The organism is Streptomyces sp. NBC_01298, from assembly GCF_035978755.1.
Classification (GTDB): Bacteria; Actinomycetota; Actinomycetes; order Streptomycetales; family Streptomycetaceae; genus Streptomyces.
Genome location: NZ_CP108414.1, coordinates 220,946 through 240,953, shown reverse-complemented (window position 1 = coordinate 240,953; position 20,008 = coordinate 220,946). Strand labels below are relative to the sequence as shown.

The following is a 20,008-nucleotide window of genomic DNA, read 5'->3' as shown; positions in this document are numbered from 1 at the left end:
ACTTTCGCGCCATGACGTCTCGTCCGCTGCCGAAGTCCCCCGCGCTCCACCGGGTCGTGGCCGTGCTGCGGCCCCCGCAGTCGACCTTCCCGCTGGCCTGCGCGACCGAGGTGTTCGCCGACCACAGCCCGGCCATCCCCGCCCGCTACGCGTTCGAGGTCTGTACCGAGCACCCCGGCCCGGTACGGACCCAAGCCGGATACGACCTCCTGGTGACGACGGGCCTGGACGCCCTGGAGCGCGCGGACACGGTACTGATCCCGGGCTGGCAACAGCCCGCCGGAACCGAGGTGTCGACCACGCTGATCGCCGCGATCCGGCGGGCACACGGTCGCGGCGCGCGGGTCGTCGGCATCTGCTCGGGCGCCTTCGTGCTCGCCGCAGCCGGACTGCTGGACGAGCGGCGGGCCGCCACCCACTGGGCCCAGGCCCCGGAACTGGCCGCCCGGTTCCCGCGGGTCCGGGTCGACCCCGCCGTGCTGTACGTGGACCACGGCGACGTCGCGACCAGCGCCGGATCGGCGGCCGGCGTCGACCTCTGCCTGCACCTGGTACGCACCGACCAGGGAGCCGCGTACGCGATGCGGATCGCCCGCCAGATGGTGATGCCCCCGCACCGCGAGGGCTGCCAGCTGCAGTACGCCGAACTGCCCACCTCCGGACCGGTGGCGGACTCGCTGGCCCCGCTGCTGGAGTGGCTGAGCGGAAGGCTGGACCAGCCGGTCAGCGTCGCCGAGATGGCGCTCCGCGCCCGGGTGTCGGCCCGCACGCTGACCCGGCGCTTCACCGACCAGTTGGGGATCAGCCCCGGACGCTGGCTGCTGGACCGGCGGATCGCCGCCACCCGGGCCTTGCTGGAAGAGACCGACCTGCCCGTGGAAACCATCGCGCACCGCGTCGGCCTCTCCTCGGCCGTCAACCTGCGCCGACGCTTCCACGAGGCCCTGCGCACCACACCCGCCGCCTACCGGAGGGCCTTCCGGGCCGACGGGGCGGGGAGCCTCCTGTCCGCTCGGGGCCCGCAGGGCCCGGGCTGACACGACCCGGCACGAAAACGCGTACCGCCCGCCCGCCACGATGCGTGGCGGGCGGGCGGGCAGGCAGGTGTCCGGTGGCAGGGACAGCCGTCGGCTCAGGGAAGGGGGATCACTTGCCCAGGTAGGCGTTGACGACCGTGACCGCGGAGACGTTGCCCTGCTTGTCGGTGACCTGGGCCCGGAAGGAGATCCCCTGGTTCTTGGCGGGGTTCCGGACGGAGAACGCGCCGTCGGTGACCTTGACCTGCTTCCAGGTCGCGCCGCCGTCGAGGCTCACGGAGATCGTCAGCGACTTGAGGTTCTTCCCGGAGGCCGCGCCCTGCACGGTCACGGGGATCCGGGTGACCTTGCCCGCCGGAGCGCGGGAGGCGGTGTCGAGCGCGGCGTCGAAGCGCACCGTGGAGACCGGGAGCGCGGTGTGGGCGGCGACCTGGCCGGAGCGGAAGGTGAAGCTCGTGTCGATGCGGGTGGAGACGGCGGAGACGTCCTTGGACCGCTCGACGGAGGTGGTCAGCCGGTACTTGGCGGCGGCGCCGTCGACCGTGAAGGGCTCCCAGCCGCTGAGCGGGTCCGCGTTCTCGGCGACCTTGACGCCGTTGCGGTACAGGGTCGTGGTGGTCTTGGTGAGCGCCGATGAGCCCGGGTGGCCGGCGCCGTCACCGAACAGGGGCACCGCGCCGGTGATGGTCTGCTTGCCCGTCTCCGGGTCGGGTGCGCCGCGGAACACGCCCAGGCCCTTGCCCAGGACCGGTCCGAAGACCCCGGTGTTGAAGGTCTCGCGGTACGAGGAGCCGGCCTTGTAGCGCTTCGGCTCCAGGGAGGCCTGGTCCGCCTCGAGGCGCTGGTCGCCGTCGGCGTTCGGGGCGCCGAGCTGCCAGAACCCGCTGCGCCAGGTCGCGCCGTCGAGGGCGGAGAGCAGGAGCGTACGGGTGCCGGGAGCGGGCTGGACGGCCCCGTAGAAGTCGCCCTGGGACATGCCGGGCAGGGTGGGGGCGGCGTAGGCGTAGCCGGACTTGCCGCGGGCGGGCGCGCCCATCTCCACGGAGAGCTTCGCCAGCTGCGTCGACTTCAGGTGCCGCTCGTACCCGGTGGCGAGGCGGTTCGTCACGCCGCCGAGGGCGACGTTGTACTGGGCGGCCGGCGCCTTGATGAAGGTCGCGAGCCAGCTCTGCGTGAGCGAGCCGTCGGTCACGGCCGGCCCCATGTGGGCGGAGCGGAACCCGGTGTAGCCCTTGGGGAGGACCCAGCCGTTGCCGAGGTGGCCTTCGCCGACCTTCTGCTGGTAGTACGGCAGGGCGAAGTCGGCCGTGGCCAGACCCGGGACGGTGATGTCCACCGGCTTCGCGGTGCGCGCGTCGACCTTGACCTTGGTGGTTCCGGTGACCTCCAGTCGCGGCTGGACGAGCCAGTCCACGCCCTTGGTGAGGTCCGAGCCGTCCTGGTACACGGCGCCGTGGAGCGCGTAGGTGCCCTTGGGCAGGCGCAGGGTGCGGGCGCCGGTCTCGTTGCTGATGCCCTCCCAGATGCCGTCGGCGGCGCCGCCGATCCCGAACAGGGAGTGGGCGAACTCGCGGGCGGGGCGGCCGTCGCGGTCGACCGTCGTGATGGTGACGTCGTACGCCTCGGCCTCACGCACGGCTGCCGCGCCCGAGCGCACCGACTGGCCGCCGCCGGTGGCGGTGACGTAGGCGGAGAAGGCGCCGTCGACCTCGCCGAGCCGGGTGTCGGCGGCCAGGGCGACCTCGGCCCGGCCCCCTGCGGGCACGGTCACCTTCTTGGCGCCGAGGGTGAAGAACCCGGCCGGGGCGGGCTTGCCCCGCGAGTCGGTTCCCGTGACCGCGAGGTCGAGGGTGACGTCGGTCTTGCCGAGGTTGCGGTAGGCGATCTTCTTGGTGAGCGGCTTGTCGTCGGCGTGCGGCCACTGGGCCGTGCCGAGGGACACCGACGGCTGCTCGGTGATCACCGTCTGGGTGAGGGCCTTGTCCACTTGCACGCGGCCGGTGCCCTGCTCCTGGACGCCGGCCGCGCCGGCCTTCGTGGAAGCGGTCAGCGCGCCCTTGAGCTCGGTACCGGTCCAGCCGGGGTTCTTCTGCTTGAGCAGCGCCGCGGCCCCGGCCACGTGCGGAGTGGCCATGGAGGTGCCGTTGAGCACCAGGTAACCCGGTACGGGGTGCTGGGCTCCGGGATCGGTGTCGAGCTTGCTCCCCGCGGCGGCCGCGGCGGTGATGCCGACGCCGGGCGCGGTGAGGTCGGGCTTGACCGCACCGTCGCCGACGCGCGGGCCCCTGCTGGAGAAGTCCGCGAGGACGTCCTTGCGGTCGACGGCGCCGACGGTCAGGGCGGCGTCGGCGCTGCCGGGCGAGCCGACCGTGGACGCGCCGGCGCCGTCGTTGCCCGCGGCGATGGCGAACAGGACGCCCTTCTCCGCCGACAGCCGGTCGACGGTGGCCTCGACCGGGTCGACACCGGGGAAGTCACGGCTGCCGAGGCTGAGGTTGACGATGTCCGCACCCTCGGCGACGGCCCACTCCATGCCCGCGATGACGGCGGAGTCGCTGCCGTAGCCCTGGTCGTCGAGGACCTTGCCGCTGATCACCTTGGCGCCGGGCGCGACGCCCTTGAGGAGGCCGCCGGACGCGGCCCCGGTGCCGGCCGCGATGGAGGCCACGTGGGTGCCGTGGCCGACCCGGTCCGCGGTGTCGGGGGAGTCGGAGAAGTTCTTCTCCCCGACGACCTGGGTCTTCAGGTCCGCGTGGGTCTTGTCCACACCGGTGTCCAGGACGGCGATCTTCACGCCCTTGCCGTCGAACCCGGCCTGCCAGGCCCGGTCGGCGCCGATCTGCTTGGTGCTCTTGTCCAGGCTCGCCCGGCGCACGCCGTCCAGCCAGATCTTGGCGATGCCGGCGCCGGCGGTACGGGCCCCACGCGTCGTGGGGTTGGTCAGGGCCTCCCAGACTTTCGCGGCGTCAGCGGACGACGCCTGGACGGCTTCGGCGTTGACGGTCTGGAGGGCACGCCCCGCTCCCTTGCCGGCGGCGGACCGCAGCTCGTCTCGGGCCGCCGCGGCGGAGCCCTCGTACTGGACGATCAGGCCGAGTCCGTCGCGGTGCAGCGTGCGCAGGGTCGGGTCGGCGAGCGTGGTGACGTCGAAGAGGCGCCGGTCCAGCTTGCCGGAGGCCAGCAGGGCCCGGGCGTCGGCGGGGAGGACCAGCGTGCGGCCGTCGGCGCGTTCGATCTCGACCGGTACGCGCTCACGGCCCTTGGCGGGTTCGAAGCGGACGAGGGCGCCGCCGCCGTCCACGGTCACCCGGTCACCGGTGATCAGCGTGACGGTCACGGGGGTGCCCGTGGTGGCGGCGGGCGGGGTGTCACTCGTGGGGGAGGCGGCGGATGCCGCCCCCGCGGGGCCGGTCAGCCCCGTGCTGAGGGCGACGACGGCGGTGGCGAGGGCGAGGGCCCCGGCGGCGCGTCGAGCCCTGTGCGTCCGTATGAACAACTCTGCTCCTGTGAAGGCGTGCACGGCGGCCGGAGCCGTGGTGCGTGCCCCGTCGTGTGGCGTACGTGGCGTACGCGGTGCGTGCGGTGGCGTTGGGGTGTCGCCGGGCGCGGGGCCCGGTCGGCCGTTTCCCACCGGCCACCAGGGGGAGCGGCGGAGGTGGGCGGGACGAGCCGTTCGGGCCGTGCGGCGACCGGCGTACGGCAGCAGTCCACCGGCTCGCGGATTGTTCAGCAGCCTCCATCCGGGCGGCTGAACAATTGTTCTCCGTGGCCGAAGAGGCCCTTGTGGCCGCCGGGCCTCCCTCCTACGGTGGAAAAGATCTTGATCTCGGGGGAGCGGAGCGGCATGGGAAGCGGTGCGGGAAGGCCGGAGAAGGCGCTCGATCCACAGGCCGGCCCCACCGCCCGGTTCGCGGCCGAGCTCCGCGCCCTGCGCGGCGCGGCCGGCTCCGTCCCCTACCGGGAACTGTCCGCGCGGGCCGGCTATTCGGTGACGGCCCTCTCCCAGGCCGCCGCCGGGAACCGGCTCCCGAGCCTGCCCGTGACGCTGGCCTACGCCGAGGCCTGCGGCGGCGCCCGTACGGAATGGGAACGACGCTGGCGGGAGGCCGAAGCCGAGACCGCCGCCGAGACCGAAGCCGCCCGCCTCGCGCTCGGCGCCGACGGCGGCGGAACTCCGCCCTACCGCGGCCTGACGCGCTTCGAACCCGAGGACGAGTCGGTGTTCTTCGGCCGGGAACGCCTGACCGACCACCTGACGGCCCTGGTCGCCGAACACCGCTTCACCGTCGTCCTCGGCCCCTCCGGCAGCGGCAAGTCCTCCCTGCTGAGGGCCGGCCTCATCCCGCGGCTGCGCCGCTCCGAGCCGCCGTTGCCGCCCGCCGCGGCCCTGCGCGTCCTCACCCCCGGCGAACACCCGATGCGGACCCACGGGCCGGTCCTCGCCCCGGCCCCCGGAGACGGGGAGACCTGGCTGATCGTCGACCAGTTCGAAGAGGTCTTCACGCTCTGCGCGGACCCCGAGGAACGCGAGGACTTCCTCGCGGCCCTGCTCGCCGCCCGCCGCCCAGCAAGCCGGATCCGCGTGGTGCTCGGCGTGCGCGCCGACTTCTACGCGAACTGCCTGGCCCACCCCGCCCTCGCCGAGGCCGCCCGGGCCGCGACCCTCCCCGTGGGTCCGCTGACCGCGGAGGAGATGCGCGGCGCCATCGTGCGCCCCGCGGCGGCGGCCGGCCTCACCGTCGAACGCGCCCTCACGGCCCGGCTCGTGGAAGAGGTCACCCGCGAACCCGGCAGCCTGCCGCTGCTCTCCCACGCCCTGCTGGAGACCTGGCGGCGCCGTCGCGGACGCACGCTGACCCTGGCCGGACACGAGGCGGCCGGCGGTCTGCGCGGCGCCCTGGCCCAGACCGCCGAAGGGGTGTACGCGGAGCTCGGGCCCGACCGCGCCCCCGTCGCGCGCCGCCTCCTGCTGAGCCTGATCACCCCGGGCGACGGATCCCCCGGCGACGGAGCCCCCGACACCCGGCGGCCCGTACCCCGCGACACCCTCGTGCCCCCGGACTCGCCGGAGGCCGGCGAGGCGGGGGCCGTGCTGGACCGGCTGGCCCGGGCCCGGCTCGTCACCCTCGACCGGGACGTCGTGGACCTGGCGCACGAGGCCCTGATCACCGCGTGGCCGCGGCTGAGCGGCTGGATCGACACCGACCGCGAACGGCTGCGACGCCACCGGCGGTTGACCCAGGCCACCGAGAACTGGCTGACCCGCCGGCGCGACGCCGGGGCGCTCCTGCGCGGAGGGGAACTGACCGAGGCCGAGACCACGTTCGCGGACGGAGCCGACCGTGCCGCCGAACTGGTGCCGGTGGAGCGGGAGTTCCTGCGCGCGGGACTCGCGTCCCGGGCCCGTACACGCCGGATCCGGCGGGGCGTGACCTCCGTCGTCACCCTCCTGCTCGTCCTGCTCACGGTGGCGAGCACGAACGCCTGGCAGCAGGGCCGCGACAACCTCCGCCAGCGGGCCGACGCCGAGACCCGGCGGGCCAAGGGGGAGGAACTGGCCGCCGGTCAACTGGCTGCCGTGGCCCAGGGGCTACGGAGCTCCGACCCCGCCCTGGCGATGCGGCTGAGCGTGGCCGCCTGGCGGGTCGCCGAGACCGCCGAGACCCGGTCGGCGCTGCTGGCGGCGTCCGTCCAGGCCGAGTCCGACGCCTACGACGTGCCCGACGAGGCGGGCCCCTGGACCTCCCACCCGGCGCTCCCGGTCCGGTTGAGCGCGGACGGCCGCGTCGCGGTCACCGTCGACATCGACTCCGTACGCGCCTGGGACGTCACGAAGAGGACGGCGATCGGCCCGGAGACGGCCCTCGACCAGGCCACCCTGTTCCGCGGGATCTCCCCGGACGGCCGCACGGCCCTGCTCCAGGGGGGCGACGGGAAGTCGGATCCCGTAGCCGGTAGTGGGGCCCGCCGACTGGACCTGGTGTCCGGGAAGGCGCTGGACGCCGCGCCCCGGCCGGGGGGCGCTTCGACCACCTGGACCGCCTCCGATCAGGTCGTCGCCACCATGGACATGAACGGTGCCACCGGCCGGCTCTCGCTCCGGGACGCACGGAGCGGCCGGACCCTGCTGGAGGTGCCGACCGGGCGGCATCCCCTGTGGGCGCTGAGCCCCGACGGACGCCACCTGGCCCTGTGCGCCAGGGGAGGGGACGCGGCGAGCCCCTTCGAACGGAGCGAGGTCCCCCTGCGGGTCTGGGACGTGGCCCGGGGCACCGAGCTGCCCGCCGCCCGACCCGGCGGGTGCGCCGTCGAGTCGTTCCGGTTCACCGGCGACGGCGCCGTCCTCATGAGCCACGAGACGGGCGGCTTGACCCTGTGGGACCCGGTCACGGGCCGGGAACCGGCCGGGATCAACCACAACGGCCTAACCGAGGTGACCACCAGCCCCGACGGCCGGTTCGCCGCGGCCGTCGACGGCCGGGAGATCCTGATGTGGCGGATAGCCGCGCCCGACCGGCCTGTCTTCCGGTACTCCCTCGCCAACGGGGCCGCCTCCCAGCTCCGCATCGACCCGAAGGACGGGGTCCTCAGGTACCTGACCGAACGCCGGCTCGGGGACACCATGGTGCGTACGATCTCCTACGGGCCGGCCACGACACCGGACTGGAACCCCGAGCCGGCATCGACGGGCACCTTCAGCGCGGACGCCACGACCGTCGCCGTCGACCGCCGACAGGGCGACAGCACCTGGTCCGAGGCCTACGCCGTCGCCGACGGCCGGCGCACCGCCCGCACCCCGCCGGCCGACTGCCCGAAGGCCGCACCGGCGGCGTCCACGCAAACGCCCGCGGAACCGCCCACCGGGACGCCCACGGCACACGACTGCCGCGTCCTCCTGGCACTCACCCCCGACGGACGCACCCTCGCCCATGCCCGGACCGACTTCGCCGAAGGCGCGGAGGCCGGAGACGGACGGCGCGAGAGCGCCCAGGAGCCGGTGCTGTGGGACATACCGGGGAACAAGGCCCGCCCCCTCCCCACGGACCCGGAACCGTCGCTCGCCGCCCGGATGCCCATCACGGGAATGGCCGTCTCACCCGACGGCCGGTCCCTGCTCACGACGCGCGCGGGGGTCGACACCCTGGACGTCCGGGACCTGGCGAGCGGCCGCCGGACCGGGCCGCGGGACCTCACGAAGGACCGGGGCTCCTCGATGGCAGCCTCCCGGAGCACCCGGTCCGCCCCGGTCACGGTCCGCCCCGACGGCCGCCTGCTCGCGACCTCCTCGACCACCTACGACATCCCCACCGGCCGGCGCACCGAACGGGGCCAGGCCATGGAACCGGGCGGGGTACTGGCCTACAGCCCCGACGGCACACGCCTGGCGGTCGGTGACGGGACCGGCGCGGTCACCCTGTGGGACGGACGGGCCGAGCGACGACTGGCCACCCTCCCGGCCGGGATCGACGCGGTCGGCTCCGACGTGCTCGGCTCCGACTCCGTCAAGGCCGTCACCGCCCTGGCGTTCTCCCCCGACGGCCGGACCCTGGCCGTGGCGGCCGCCTCCGGCACGCTCCGGCTCTGGGACGTGGACTCGGGCCGGCCGCTGGGATCACCGCTGCCGACCCCCGGTGACGGGATAGTCGCCGTCGCCTTCTCTCCCGACGGCCGCACCCTGCACAGCGCGGGCGCACACAGCACCGTCCGTACCCACCAGGTGGCCCCGGTCCGGCTCGCGGAGTCCGTCTGCACCCGGGCCGGAACGGGACTGTCCCGGTCCGACTGGCGCACCTACCTCCCGGATCTCCCTTACCGAAAGACCTGCTGACAGCTCTACTGCCGGCTCTACTGCCGGTGGTCGCGGGCGTCGGACGCCGCACGCATCGTGCCCAGGGACTTGTTCAGCCCCCGCTTCATCAGACCGCTGAGCGGTCGTTCCACGACCCGGTGGATGAGCCAGGCCGTGAGGAGCGCGACGGCCAGGGCGACGGCGAGCGCGGCGCCTGATCCGATGCCCAGGGTGCGCAGCCAGTGGATCAGGGTCCAGCCGGCTTCCTGGTGGATGAGGTACAGCGGGTAGGTGAGGGCGCCGGCGACGGTCAGCCACTTCCACTGGATCCGGTCGAGGTAGCCCAGGGCGACCACGATGATCACCAGATAGCAGAGGGTGATGATCGCGGCGACGACCGTCCAGGACAGCGGGTGCCCGGTGGCGTTCTCGTAGGTGTGCTTCAGCCCGTCTATGCGGCTCATCGCGACGAGCCAGGAGAATCCGACGATTCCCCACAGGAGCAGGTTCGGCCCGAACCGGTGCATCAGGAACATGGCCACGCCGGCTATGAAGAACGGGGACTCCTGGGGCATGGCGAAGCTCTCCAGGAGCGGGATCTTCGTCTGCGGGGCGAGGAGCGCGGCCGCCGCCCAGATGCCGCAGAACGCGACGACCCGGCGGTAGGTGAGGCCCATGGTCACGACGATGGCGAAGAGCAGATAGAACTGCAGCTCCATCCAGAGCGTCCAGTAGACGCCGTCGACGTAGTGGTAGCCGAGCGGGCTGACGAACATGGTGAAGTTCGCGAGCACGGTCGGGAGGTCCATCCCGGCGCGAGCCCCGGGCCGGCCGAGGTGGGGCACCAGCAGGAGCACGCCCGCGGTCAGCAGGACGGCCGCCCAGTAGCCGGGGAAGAGACGGATGACCCGGGAGACGAAGAAGTCGCCCGGCTTGCGCCCCCAGCAGCTCATGCAGATCACGAAGCCGCTGATGATGAAGAACAGCTGCACGCCGAGCCAGCCGTACGAGGTGACCCGGGAGATGTCCGGCATGAAATCGGACGGGACCTTGCCGCCCCAGACCTCGGGTACCCCCGCGAAGGCGGTCCAGTGGAACGAGACGACGGCGAGGGCGGCGAGCAGACGCAGCCCGTCGAGCGCGTACAGGCGGGGCGCGGACCTCCGCCCGGCCGTCTCCGCGGGCGCCGGGCCGGAGGCCGTGGGCGGAACGTGCCCCTCCGTCGTACTTATTGCGGCATGGGCCATTGGTCCGTCTCATTCTTCTGGTGGTTTCTACACTGCTGCGCACCGGGAAGCGAGCCACGTCCCAGGCACACGAAGAGGTGAGGCGTCTGCTCCCCGGCGCCAACGGCAGGTCCCCCCACGGGAGACCGATGCCGTCGAGTGAGATCGTGCGCTCACCTGGCGCGGACATCGGTCGCAGGGATTCTATCCCCCGACGACCGGGCCCGGTCCGGTGGTGGCCGGGGCTGCTGACGCTGGTGGCCCTGGCCGATCGGACGGCTACCCGACCGAGCTCAAGGGCGACCGCCGCTGCTGCTCGCGCCGGGCCTGCTGGGCGGTTCAGGGGCCCTCGCCGGCCGCCGGCCCGGCGCCCAGGAGGGGCCGGGCCGGCGCTGACCACGCGGCCGTTCGCGCCGGCCGGCCCTACGCCCGGTCGAGGTGGGCGCGCTGCGCCGGGGTCAGGTCCAGGGTGACGGCGTCCAGGGCCTCGTCGAGCTGGGCGAGGGTCGAGGCGCCGACGACGGGCAGGACGGGCAGGTCGCCACCGAGCAGCCAGGCCAGGACGACTTGGTTGGCGGTCGCGCCGGTCTCGGCGGCCACGTCACGCAGCGCGGCCAACTGACCGGCTGTGCCCGAGTGGTCGAAGCCGCTCGGGACGGGCTTGGCGGGGTCCGTGTACGCGCCGGCCAGCAGGGAGGTGTAGGCGAGCAGCGTGACGCCGGGTTCGCTGCGGACGTAGTCGAGCAGTTCCGGCGTCGCGTGCTCGCAGGAACCGAAGGTCGCGCCGGGCCGGGGCCGGAGGTAGGTGTACTGCTGCTGGACGCAGCTGTATCCGGCCACTCCCCGCTCGCGGGCCAGCGCACGGGCCCGGTCGATGCGCCAGGTGACCTGGTTGCTGACGCCCACGACGTCGACGGTGCCGTCGGCGACGAGTCCGCCGAACGCGGCGACCGTCTCGGCCAGCGGCGGCCGGCGGTCCTCCATGTGTGCGTACAGGACGTCGAGCCGGTCGGTGCCGAGCCGCTTGAGGCTGCCTTCGACGCCGGCCCGGACGGCTGCCGCCGACAGCCCCTCGGCGGTGCCCGGCCACTCGCCGGGGCCGGTCGGCCGGGCGCCGACCTTGCTGGCCAGCACGACCTCGTCCCGGTTGCCGCGTGCGGCGAGCCAGCGTCCGATCACCAGCTCGCTCTCGTCGCCGTTCGCGCCGTCGAGCCAGAAGGAGTAGCAGTCGGCGGTGTCGATGAAGGTCCCGCCGCGTTCGACGAACCGGTCCAGCAGCTCGATCGCGCGCTGCTCGTCGATGCGGGTGCCGAACGGCAGGGTGCCGAGGCAGAGCGTGCTCACCGTGGGGCCGGGGGTGCCGTCGGTGCGCAGGCCAAGGGTGCGAAAACGCATGGGAGTTCCTCTGCGGACGTGGGTGGGGTGGCGGCCGGGCCATCGGCGTCGGTCGCCGGGAGCCGGGAGCCGGGTAAGGAACGGTGTCATCTGGAGCGCGGTCCAGGTCAAACCTTTCGGCGCCCCGCTACCGCCGATGGCATGATCCCCGCATGAGCGCACCCACGACCGAGTACCTGACCCCGGCCGAGACGGTCGAGCGGTCCGGCTTCAGCCTGGACACCTTGCGGTACTACGAGCGCATCGGTCTGCTGGGCGCCGTGCACCGCTCGCGCACCGGCCACCGCCGCTTCACCCAGCACGATCTCCAGTGGCTCGCCGTGCTGCGCTGCCTGCGCGACACCGGGATGCCGATCGCCGAGATGCGGCGCTTCGCCGGCCTCGTCCGCGACGGCGACGGAACCTTCGCCGATCGCCTGGCCCTGCTGGAGCGGCACGACGAGCAGGTGGAGGAGCACATCGCCCACCTGCGCGGACAACAGGCCTACGTTCGCGAGAAGATCGCCTTCTACCGCCGGGCGTTGAACTGACGCCTTCCCGGGTTCCGTCCGGGGATCCGCACGGCACCACCGCTTCGGTCGTCTTGGCCGGAATAGGTCCTGGACGGAGTCCCGGGCAGGGCGCAGACTGCGCTTGACGATCAAGTGGCGCTCGAGCGCACTGCGTTGGAGGGATGCTCGGTGCTGCGCATATATTTCACCGCCGAGGATCTGGCCCGGACCCGCGTGGCCGTGACGATCGGAGCGGCCTCGGAAACGATGTACGGCCTGCGGCTGCTGCGCGACTGCGCCGCGGCGGCCCTGCCGTTCCGCCCCTGGCGGGAGGCCGTCCGCGGGCGGCTGGGGCAGCGGGCGCGCCCGGTCACGAGCCTGCTGGCCCTGGACGGCCCGGATGTCGATCTGACGGTGCTGATGGGTGACACGCCGTCCGTCGAGGAGGGAATCGACAACCTGCTCCGGGCATCGCCCGCCCGATTGCGGACCGAGTTCGAACACATCGACTTCCACCCCTCGCAGTTGCCGTGGGCCCGGAAGCTGGCGGAGGGCGACCTCGAAGCCCGCAGGGACTTCGCCGCGGGGCTCACCGCCTGCAACGAGGCGATCGTGGCGCCCTATTGGAATAGCGCGAGAGCCCATCTGGAGGGCGTACGGACGACCTTCGCCCGGACCCTGCTCGACGGCGGGATCGAACGCCTGCTGGAGGGCATGTGCGTCCCGCTGGTGCGGTGGCGGGCGCCCGTACTGGAGATGCCGTACCACCGGAACGTCGACGTCCACCTCGGGGGGCGCGGTCTCGTCATCGCTCCTACGGTCTTCCTCTGGCGGGAGCCGAGGCTGCTGTGGGACTCGCAGGACGACACCGCGGCGCCCACGCTCGCCATACCCACCGTCGGCGACACGGCGGCGGCCGCCACCCTGTGGGGCGCGGCGCGGTCCGCCGACCAGTCGCTGGGCGCACTGCTGGGGCGCACGCGGGCCGCCGCACTGAAAGTGGCCGCCGAAGGGTGCAGCACCACGGAGCTGGCGCGGCGCCTGAACGTCTCGATCGCGGCGGCGAGCGAGCACGCGACGGTACTGCGCAACGCCCATCTGATCACGACCAGCCGGCGCGGCAAGTCCGTGGTGCACACCGTCACCCCGCTGGGCGCCGAACTCCTGGGAAGCCACTGACCGAAGACGGATGACCGCCCTCAGCGCCCGCCGGTCCCGCCCGCGCCGGCCAGCTCGCGCTCGGCGCTCTCCAGCAGCATGTCCAGCGCGACCGGATAGGCGCTGTGCGGCATCCGGGCCGCGAGGAGCCCGGCGGTGGCCGCGATGTTCGGGTACGTCCCGGCCGGCAGGCGGGCGTACGTCGACTCCCACCGCTCCTCATCGGACTCCCGAGCCTGCTCCGTCAAGGCCAGGGAACCCGCGTCGAGCGCGGCGAAGGCCAGGCACTGGTCGATGTAGGCGTGGTAGATCCGCACGGCGTCCTCGTCGCCGAACCCCGCACCGCGCAGACTGCCGAGGATGGCCTCGTCGGCCGCGATCTCCCGGGGCCGCCCGGTCACCCGGCTCGCCGTCAGCAGGGCGGCCTGGGGATGGGCGAGGTAGGCGCCGTGGATGCGCAGGCCCAGGGAGCGCAGGTCCTCGCGCCACCGCCCGGTGGGGGCCCAGCCGGCGAGAGCCCGGCCGATGAGCTCCTCGCCGATGGCCAGAGTGAGCCCGTCCATGCCGTCGAAGTAGCGGTAGAGGGTGCTGGGGTCCGCGCCCAGGGCGGTGCCGAGCCGCCGGGCGGTGAGGCCCGCGCTTCCGTGCTCCCGCACCATCCGCAGCGCCGTCTCGACGATCAGCCGCTCGGTGAGCACCGTGCCCTGCCGGGTCGGACGCCGCCTTCGGCGGGCCTCCTCCGGAACCACGTCCTTCGGCATCGCGGACTCGCCTCCTGGACCCTTCGGCGCCCTCGTGTCCCAGCCTTATGCCAACAGCATTGACCTTAACTCCTCGCAGGCGGTTCCATCAGCCCCCTGGGGCGCACGCCCCACCGAGAGAGGACCTCGTCATGCGTGTTCTGCTTGTGGGTGCCGGTGGTGTCGGGAGCGCGATCGTCAAGATCGCCGCCCGCCGCGGCTTCTTCGACCGATTCGTCGTCGCCGACTACGACCTGGCCCGCGCCGAGGCCGCCGTCGCCGCCCTGGGCGAGGCGGAGCGGCGTTTCACCGCCTGCCGCGCGGACGCCTCCGACGAGGCGGAAGTCGCCCGGCTGCTCACCGAGCACGGGTGCGACGTCCTGATGAACGCCACCGACCCGCGGTTCGTCATGCCGCTGTTCAACGCCGCGCTCGCGGCCGGCACCCACTACGTGGACATGGCCATGTCCCTGTCCCGCCCGCACCCCGAAGACCCGTACGGCACCTGCGGGGTGAAGCTCGGCGAGGAGCAGTTCGAACGGGCCGCGGAGTGGGAGAAGTCGGGCCGGCTCGCGCTGGTGGGCATGGGTGTGGAGCCCGGTCTCTCGGACGTCTTCGCCCGCTACGCGGCCGATGAACTCTTTGACGACATCGAGGAGATCGGCATCCGCGACGGGGCCGATCTGACCGTCGAGGGCTACGACTTCGCACCGTCCTTCAACATCTGGACGACGATCGAGGAGTGCCTGAACCCTCCCGTGGTGTACGAGCGCGAGCGCGGCTGGTTCACCACCGAACCCTTCAGCGAGCCCGAGGTCTTCGACTTCCCCGAGGGCATCGGCCCCGTGGAGTGCGTCAACGTCGAGCACGAGGAGGTCCTCCTCGTCCCGCGCTGGGTCGGGGCCCGCCGGGTCACCTTCAAGTACGGCCTCGGCGACGACTTCATCGGCAAGCTCAAGACCCTCCACGCGCTGGGCCTGGACTCCACCGAGCCGGTCACCGTCCGCGGCGAGGACGGCAGCCCGGTCCGCGTCTCTCCGCGCGACGTGGTCGCGGCCTGCCTGCCCGACCCGGCGACCCTCGGAGACCGGATGACCGGCCGCACCTGCGCCGGGACCTGGGTCAAGGGCACCAAGAACGGCCTGCCCCGCGAGGTCTACCTCTACCACGTGGTCGACAACCAGTGGTCCATGCGCGAGTACGGCTCCCAGGCCGTGGTCTGGCAGACCGCCGTCAACCCGGTGGTGGCACTCGAACTGCTCGCCGCCGAGGTGTGGTCCGGGTCCGGAGTCCTCGGCCCGGAGGCCCTGCCGCCCCGCCCCTTCCTCGACCTGCTCACCGCGTACGGATCCCCCTGGGCGATCCGGGAACAGGGCCCGGTCCCGATCCCGGCCGCGCCGATCCCGGCCGCGCCGGCTCCGGCATCGGACCACTGACGCCGTCGCCCCTCCCGCCGGTCGTGCCGGCGGGCGTCGAAGGGGGGCCCTACCGGCAGTGTGTCGTCAGCGCGCCGACAGCTCCGAGGGCGCTTCCTGGACGACCCAGCCGTTGCCGTCCGGGTCGGTGAAGGTCAGGAAGGAGTTCCAGGTGTCGCCCTTGCCGTCCTCCCAGCCCTTCTCCCCGACGTGCCGCACCGGCGACACCTCCACACCGCGCACCGTCAGCTCCTCCCGCGCGGCCTCGATGTCGGTGACGCAGAGCTGCAGGCCCTGCAAGGTGCCCGGTGCCATCTGGCGCGCACCGGGCGCCGGGGGCATCCCGTGCTCCAGCGCGATCGAGCAGCGCGAGCCGGGCGGGGTCAGCTGGATGATGCGGACGCCGGGCGCGACCTCGCTGTCGAGGTCGAGGGTGAAGCCGACCTTGTCAGCGTAGAACTCCTTCGACCGGTCCATGTCGGTGACAGGGACCAGGACCACTTCGAGCGTCCAGTTCATGACGGGCCTCCTCGGAACACGAATGGTGCGGGAAGGTCCACCGTGGCCCACGGGCGGCCCCCGGGCGAGCCGAAACGCGGCACGCGGCAAAGAATTCGGCGATGCCCCCTCGGCCGGCCGGCCGGCCGGTCGGTGCGGCACGGTCCCTCGGGCCGCCCCGGGACCGTGACCACGCCAACCACCCTTGTCCGCAAGGACCTTCGCAGCACCGCCAAGTCGCCCTGTGAGGCGTGGTGTTGAGGGAGGAAGCGACTGGTCCGGCGCTCTTGGGGCGATGGTGCCGAGGAGGGGCGGGCGCATACCGGTCAGGGCGACTCCTGACCGTCCTCGCGGGCGAGTCGAAGCGCGAGTTCCTGCAGGAGCGCATCGGTACCGGGCTCCGCGCCGGTCTGGTCGTACGCGTAGGCGACCGCGGCGAAGGCGGCGATGAAACCGTTGACCAGAGCGCTCAGCGGTGCGGAGAGCTGATCGAGCACGGCGCTGCCGACTTCCTCCGGGGCGGCTCCCTCCGGCACCAGGAAGTGATCGGGGGTCACTTCCGCCAGCAGCTCGGAGGCGACGCCTTCGCCGACATCCGCGCGCAGGGCGGTGAGTGCGGCGATGGCTTTGAGTTTGATCTCGTTTTCGTGCACGGCCCGAGACTACGGCGCGTCGCTGTCCCGTGGTGCGGCACTCGCGGCACTCGCGGGCCTTGCGGCACTCGCGGCCCTGGGGCGCTCCCACGGCCGCGAGCAGGAGAGACGTCCCCTCAGTCCCGCGCCAGCCCACCCCGCGCGATCACCTCCGCGTACCATCGCGCGCTGTCCTTCACCGTCCGGCGCTGGGAGGCGAAGTCCACGTGGACGATGCCGAAGCGCTTGCTGTAGCCGTAGGACCACTCGAAGTTGTCGAGCAGGCTCCACAGGAAGTAGCCGCGCACGTCCACCCCGTCCTGGATCGCCCGGTGCACGGCCGTCAGGTGCGCGTCCAGGTACTCCACCCGCTCCGGGTCGTGGACCTCCCCGGCCGGGTCCGCGTAGTCCTCGTACGCCGCCCCGTTCTCCGTCACCATGAGGGGGAGGTGCGGGAGTTCGTCGCGCAGCCGGGTCAGCAGCTCGTACAGGCCGTTCGCGTCCACCGGCCAGTCCATCGCCGTGCGCGGCCCCGCCGCCGGGGTGAACGCCACGTGCTCCTCGGCCCCCGCCCAGGGCGCGGGGGAAGCCGACGAGCCGGCCGAAACCACGCTGGGGGAGTAGTAGTTGATGCCCAGCGAGTCGATCGGGGTAGACGTGACCTCCAGGTCACCGTCCCGGACGAACGACCAGTCCGTCACCCCCGCCGTGTCCTCCACCAGGTCCTGGGGCAGGCGCCCGTGGAAGACCGGGTCCATGAAGATCCGGTTCGCCACCGCGTCGATCCGGCGCACCGCGTCGAGGTCCGCCGCGGTGTCCGTCAACGGGCGCAGGGCATGGAGGTTCAGCGTCAGTGAGATCTCGGCGGTGGACGGGAGGCGGTCCCGCAGGACGCGGGCGGCGCCGCCGTGCGCCAGGTTGAAGTGGTGGGCGGCTCGCAGCGCGGCGAGGTTGCTGGTGCGGCCGGGGGCGTGGAGCCCGTTTCCGTACCCGAGGAACGCCCCGCACCAGGGCTCGTTCAGCGTCGTCCACGTCGGCACCCGGTCGCCCAGCGCCCGGGCCACCAGGTCCGCGTAATCCGCGAACCGCTGGGCGGTGTCCCGCTCCGGCCAGCCGCCCGCGTCCTCCAGCTCCTGCGGGAGGTCCCAGTGGTAGAGCGTCGCGACCGGCCTGATCCCGTTCGCCAGCAGCTCGTCCACCAAACGGCGGTAGAAGTCCAGGCCGCGCTCCACGGCCGGGCCCCGCCCCGTCGGCTGGACCCGGGACCAGGACACGGAGAAGCGGTAGTCCGTGACGCCCAGCTCCTTCATCAGCTGCACGTCGTCGGGCATCCGGTGCAGGTGGTCGGCGGCGATGTCACCGGTGTCACCGTTGTGGACCTTGCCGGGCATACGGCTGAAGGTGTCCCAGATGGAGGGCGTCCGGCCGTTCTCGGTCGCGGCGCCCTCGATCTGGTAGGCGGAGGTGGCCGTGCCCCAACGGAATCCGGTGGGGAAACGGAGCCCCGTCCCGGTCCCGGGGCGGGTGCCCGTGGAGGTCGCCGGGCGGGCGTCGACAGCGGTCATGAGGCGGACACTCCAGGAAGTAGGGGGAGGGGGGAAGGAGAGCGGGACGATCGGACGGGCCGCGGTGGGGCAGGGCTCGCACCGGGCACCGGAAGGCATGGACGCGTCAGCCCTTGACGGCCCCCTGCATGATGCCGCCGACGATCTGCCGGCCCAGCAGGCCGAAGACGAGCAGCACCGGCAGGGTGCCGAGCAGCGTGCCGGCCATGATGACCGACTGGTCGTTGACGTAGCCGCCGCCGAGCTGCCGCAGCGCGACCTGCACGGTCGGCTCCTGTGAGGACAGCGCGACGACCGGCCAGAAGAAGTCGTTCCACGACGCCATGAACGTGAGCATCCCTAGCACCGCCATGCCGGGCCGCGCGATCGGGATCACGATCGACCAGAAGACGCGTGCTGTGGAGGCCCCGTCCACGCGCGCCGCCTCGATCAGTTCGTCCGGCAACGACTGGATCAGGTACTGGCGCATGAAGAACACCCCGAACGCCGACACCAGACCCGGCAGGATCACCGCCTGGAGCTGGTTCACCCACTGGAGTTCGGCGATCAGCATGAACAGCGGAATCACACCGAGCTGCGGCGGGATCATCATCGTCCCGATCGTCAGCGTCAGCAGTGCGCCCCGGCCCCGGAACCTGAGCTTGGCGAAGGCGAAGCCGGCGAGCGTGCAGGAGAGCACCGTTCCCAGGGTGACGGACCCGGAGACGATCAGCGAGTTCAGCAGCGCCTTGCCTATGTCGGCCTCTTCGAGGACCGCCTCGAAGTTCTTCATCAGGTTCGGTCCGGGCAGCAGGCTCGGAGGCACCCGCGCCAGGTCCGCGTTGGACCGGCTGGCCGCGACGATCGTCCAGTAGAAGGGGAACGCCGAGACCAGCAGCGCGCATCCGAGGATGAGGTAGGCGATCCAGCCGCCCGTCATCGTCTTCCCGGCTCCACCGCCCTTTCGGAACCGGAAGCGGGACCGGAACCACGGGCGGCTGCCGGGCCGCACCCGCGGAGGGCGGCGCTTTCCGGGCGCGGCCGGCGGTGGGGCGAGCGCGGTCATCGGCCGGCCTCCTTGCGTGCGCGGCGGCGCGCGATCAGGGCGTTGACCCCGACGAGCACCACGATCAGGACGAACATCACCCAGGCGATGGCCGCGGCCCGCCCCAGGTGGAAGAAGCCCCAGCCCTGCTCGTACATGTACAGGCCGAGGGTCTGGTACTGGTGCGAGATGCCGCCGGAGATGGACCCCTCGAACAGCAGGGGCTCACCGAAGAGCTGGGTCGCGCCGATCGTGGAAACGATCACCGTGAAGACGATGGTCGGCCGCAGTCCGGGGAGGGTCACGTGGATGAACTGCCGCCAGCGAGAGGCCCCGTCGATCGCCGCGGCCTCGTACAGCTCGTGCGGGATCGACTGCATGCCCGCCAGGTAGATCAGCGCGTTGTAGCCGGTCCAGCGCCAGATCACGATCGTCGACACCGCGATCTGCGAGGCGACCGTGCCCGTCTGCCAGTCCACCGGGCCGACACCGATGAGCCCGATCACGTAGTTGATCAGCCCGAAGTCGCGGCCGAAGAGCTGCGCGAAGACGAGCGTGGCGGCGGCGACGGACGTCGCGTAGGGGAGCAGGACCGCGGTCCTGATGAACGTCCGCCCGCGCAGCTTGTAGTTGAGCAGGTGGGCCAGGCCCAGCGCCATCGCGAGCTGCGGCACGGTGGACAGCACGCCGATGGTGAAGGTGTTGCGCAGCGCGGTCCAGAAGTACTCGTCGGTGAAGAGCGCGGTGTAGTTGGCGATGCCCCGCCACTCCATGTCACCGCTCGTCTGGAGCTCGACGCGGTAGAGGGAGACGAACGCCGTGTAGAGGAGCGGGAAGAGGCCGAAGGCGAGGAACAGGGTGAAGAAGGGGGCGATGTAGGCGTACGGGGAGGCCTTGCGCCAGCTGCGCCGGAGAGCGGCGGCCGGACCGTCGTCCGGGCCGGTCCCGGGACCGGATCCGGAACCGGATCCGATTCTGGCCGGGCGGGGTCCGGCCTTCGCCGTGGAGGTGGGGGACACGAAGCGGCCCTTCGGTGGA

At 72.7% G+C, this 20,008-nt stretch carries 14 protein-coding genes; 5 read left to right on the top strand and 9 right to left on the bottom strand.

Annotated elements, in window-relative coordinates:
- The first annotated feature begins 11 nt into the window (after positions 1-11).
- Entirely contained in the window at positions 12-1,037 is a 1,026-nt protein-coding gene (locus OG730_RS01120; protein WP_327302307.1) for a GlxA family transcriptional regulator, read from the top strand.
- 109 nt (positions 1,038-1,146) lie between these two features.
- On the opposite strand, the gene OG730_RS01115 is transcribed toward OG730_RS01120, so the two are convergent.
- Positions 1,147-4,533 carry a S8 family peptidase gene (locus OG730_RS01115; protein WP_327302306.1) on the bottom strand — a complete coding sequence of 1,129 codons (3,387 nt, stop codon included), beginning with the start codon at positions 4,531-4,533 and terminating at the stop codon, positions 1,147-1,149.
- Between the two features lie 348 nt (positions 4,534-4,881).
- On the opposite strand from OG730_RS01115, the gene OG730_RS01110 reads away from it, so the two are divergent.
- Positions 4,882-8,865 carry an nSTAND1 domain-containing NTPase gene (locus OG730_RS01110; protein ID WP_327302305.1) on the top strand — a complete coding sequence of 1,328 codons (3,984 nt, stop codon included), beginning with the start codon at positions 4,882-4,884 and terminating at the stop codon, positions 8,863-8,865.
- Between the two features lie 17 nt (positions 8,866-8,882).
- Here OG730_RS01110 and OG730_RS01105 read toward each other — a convergent pair whose 3' ends face one another.
- Together OG730_RS01105 and OG730_RS01100 are read right to left on the bottom strand one after the other, a co-directional pair.
- Positions 8,883-10,073 carry an acyltransferase family protein gene (locus OG730_RS01105; RefSeq protein ID WP_327302304.1) on the bottom strand — a complete coding sequence of 397 codons (1,191 nt, stop codon included), beginning with the start codon at positions 10,071-10,073 and terminating at the stop codon, positions 8,883-8,885.
- A gap of 402 nt (positions 10,074-10,475) precedes the next feature.
- A complete protein-coding gene (locus OG730_RS01100; RefSeq protein WP_327302303.1) occupies positions 10,476-11,447 on the bottom strand; it encodes an aldo/keto reductase in 972 nt (323 codons plus the stop codon).
- A 152-nt stretch (positions 11,448-11,599) separates the two neighbouring features.
- Between OG730_RS01100 and OG730_RS01095 the strand changes: the two genes are divergently transcribed.
- Positions 11,600-11,977 (top strand): MerR family transcriptional regulator, encoded by a 378-nt coding sequence (locus tag OG730_RS01095; protein WP_327302302.1) that lies wholly within the window; start codon positions 11,600-11,602, stop codon positions 11,975-11,977.
- A 150-nt stretch (positions 11,978-12,127) separates the two neighbouring features.
- Positions 12,128-13,117 (top strand): ArsR/SmtB family transcription factor, encoded by a 990-nt coding sequence (locus tag OG730_RS01090; protein WP_327302301.1) that lies wholly within the window; start codon positions 12,128-12,130, stop codon positions 13,115-13,117.
- 20 nt (positions 13,118-13,137) lie between these two features.
- Here OG730_RS01090 and OG730_RS01085 read toward each other — a convergent pair whose 3' ends face one another.
- Positions 13,138-13,857 (bottom strand): TetR/AcrR family transcriptional regulator, encoded by a 720-nt coding sequence (locus OG730_RS01085; RefSeq protein ID WP_327302300.1) that lies wholly within the window; start codon positions 13,855-13,857, stop codon positions 13,138-13,140.
- A gap of 131 nt (positions 13,858-13,988) precedes the next feature.
- Between OG730_RS01085 and OG730_RS01080 the strand changes: the two genes are divergently transcribed.
- Entirely contained in the window at positions 13,989-15,272 is a 1,284-nt protein-coding gene (locus tag OG730_RS01080; RefSeq protein WP_327302299.1) for a saccharopine dehydrogenase family protein, read from the top strand.
- Between the two features lie 66 nt (positions 15,273-15,338).
- On the opposite strand, the gene OG730_RS01075 is transcribed toward OG730_RS01080, so the two are convergent.
- The 5 genes from OG730_RS01075 to OG730_RS01055 form a co-directional block, all read right to left on the bottom strand.
- On the bottom strand, positions 15,339-15,770 hold the full coding sequence (locus OG730_RS01075) for a VOC family protein (RefSeq protein ID WP_327302298.1): 432 nt from the start codon (positions 15,768-15,770) through the stop codon (positions 15,339-15,341).
- 305 nt (positions 15,771-16,075) lie between these two features.
- Positions 16,076-16,402: a hypothetical protein gene (locus tag OG730_RS01070; protein ID WP_327302297.1), complete on the bottom strand. Its 327-nt coding sequence runs from the start codon at positions 16,400-16,402 to the stop codon at positions 16,076-16,078.
- Positions 16,403-16,518: 116 nt separating this feature from the next.
- Positions 16,519-17,946, bottom strand: a complete 1,428-nt coding sequence (locus OG730_RS01065; protein ID WP_327302296.1) for a GH1 family beta-glucosidase — start codon at positions 17,944-17,946, stop codon at positions 16,519-16,521.
- A 106-nt stretch (positions 17,947-18,052) separates the two neighbouring features.
- A complete protein-coding gene (locus tag OG730_RS01060; RefSeq protein WP_327302295.1) occupies positions 18,053-18,991 on the bottom strand; it encodes a carbohydrate ABC transporter permease in 939 nt (312 codons plus the stop codon).
- On the bottom strand, positions 18,988-19,989 hold the full coding sequence (locus OG730_RS01055; RefSeq protein ID WP_327302294.1) for a carbohydrate ABC transporter permease: 1,002 nt from the start codon (positions 19,987-19,989) through the stop codon (positions 18,988-18,990). The genes OG730_RS01060 and OG730_RS01055 overlap by 4 nt, the downstream gene beginning before the upstream one ends.
- Between the last annotated feature and the right edge of the window lie 19 nt (positions 19,990-20,008).

Excerpts from the sequence above, each read along its gene's own strand:
- OG730_RS01095 (WP_327302302.1), top strand. The coding sequence starts at position 11,600 with ATGAGCGCACCCACGACCGAGTACCTGACCCCGGCCGAGACGGTCGAG.
- OG730_RS01080 (WP_327302299.1), top strand. The coding sequence starts at position 13,989 with ATGCGTGTTCTGCTTGTGGGTGCCGGTGGTGTCGGGAGCGCGATCGTC.
- OG730_RS01100 (WP_327302303.1), bottom strand. The coding sequence starts at position 11,447 with ATGCGTTTTCGCACCCTTGGCCTGCGCACCGACGGCACCCCCGGCCCC.
- OG730_RS01085 (WP_327302300.1), bottom strand. The coding sequence starts at position 13,857 with ATGCCGAAGGACGTGGTTCCGGAGGAGGCCCGCCGAAGGCGGCGTCCG.
- OG730_RS01065 (WP_327302296.1), bottom strand. The coding sequence starts at position 17,946 with ATGACCGCTGTCGACGCCCGCCCGGCGACCTCCACGGGCACCCGCCCC.
- OG730_RS01110 (WP_327302305.1), top strand. The coding sequence starts at position 4,882 with ATGGGAAGCGGTGCGGGAAGGCCGGAGAAGGCGCTCGATCCACAGGCC.
- OG730_RS01105 (WP_327302304.1), bottom strand. The coding sequence starts at position 10,073 with ATGGCCCATGCCGCAATAAGTACGACGGAGGGGCACGTTCCGCCCACG.
- OG730_RS01075 (WP_327302298.1), bottom strand. The coding sequence starts at position 15,770 with ATGAACTGGACGCTCGAAGTGGTCCTGGTCCCTGTCACCGACATGGAC.
- OG730_RS01060 (WP_327302295.1), bottom strand. The coding sequence starts at position 18,991 with ATGACCGCGCTCGCCCCACCGCCGGCCGCGCCCGGAAAGCGCCGCCCT.
- OG730_RS01120 (WP_327302307.1), top strand. The coding sequence starts at position 12 with ATGACGTCTCGTCCGCTGCCGAAGTCCCCCGCGCTCCACCGGGTCGTG.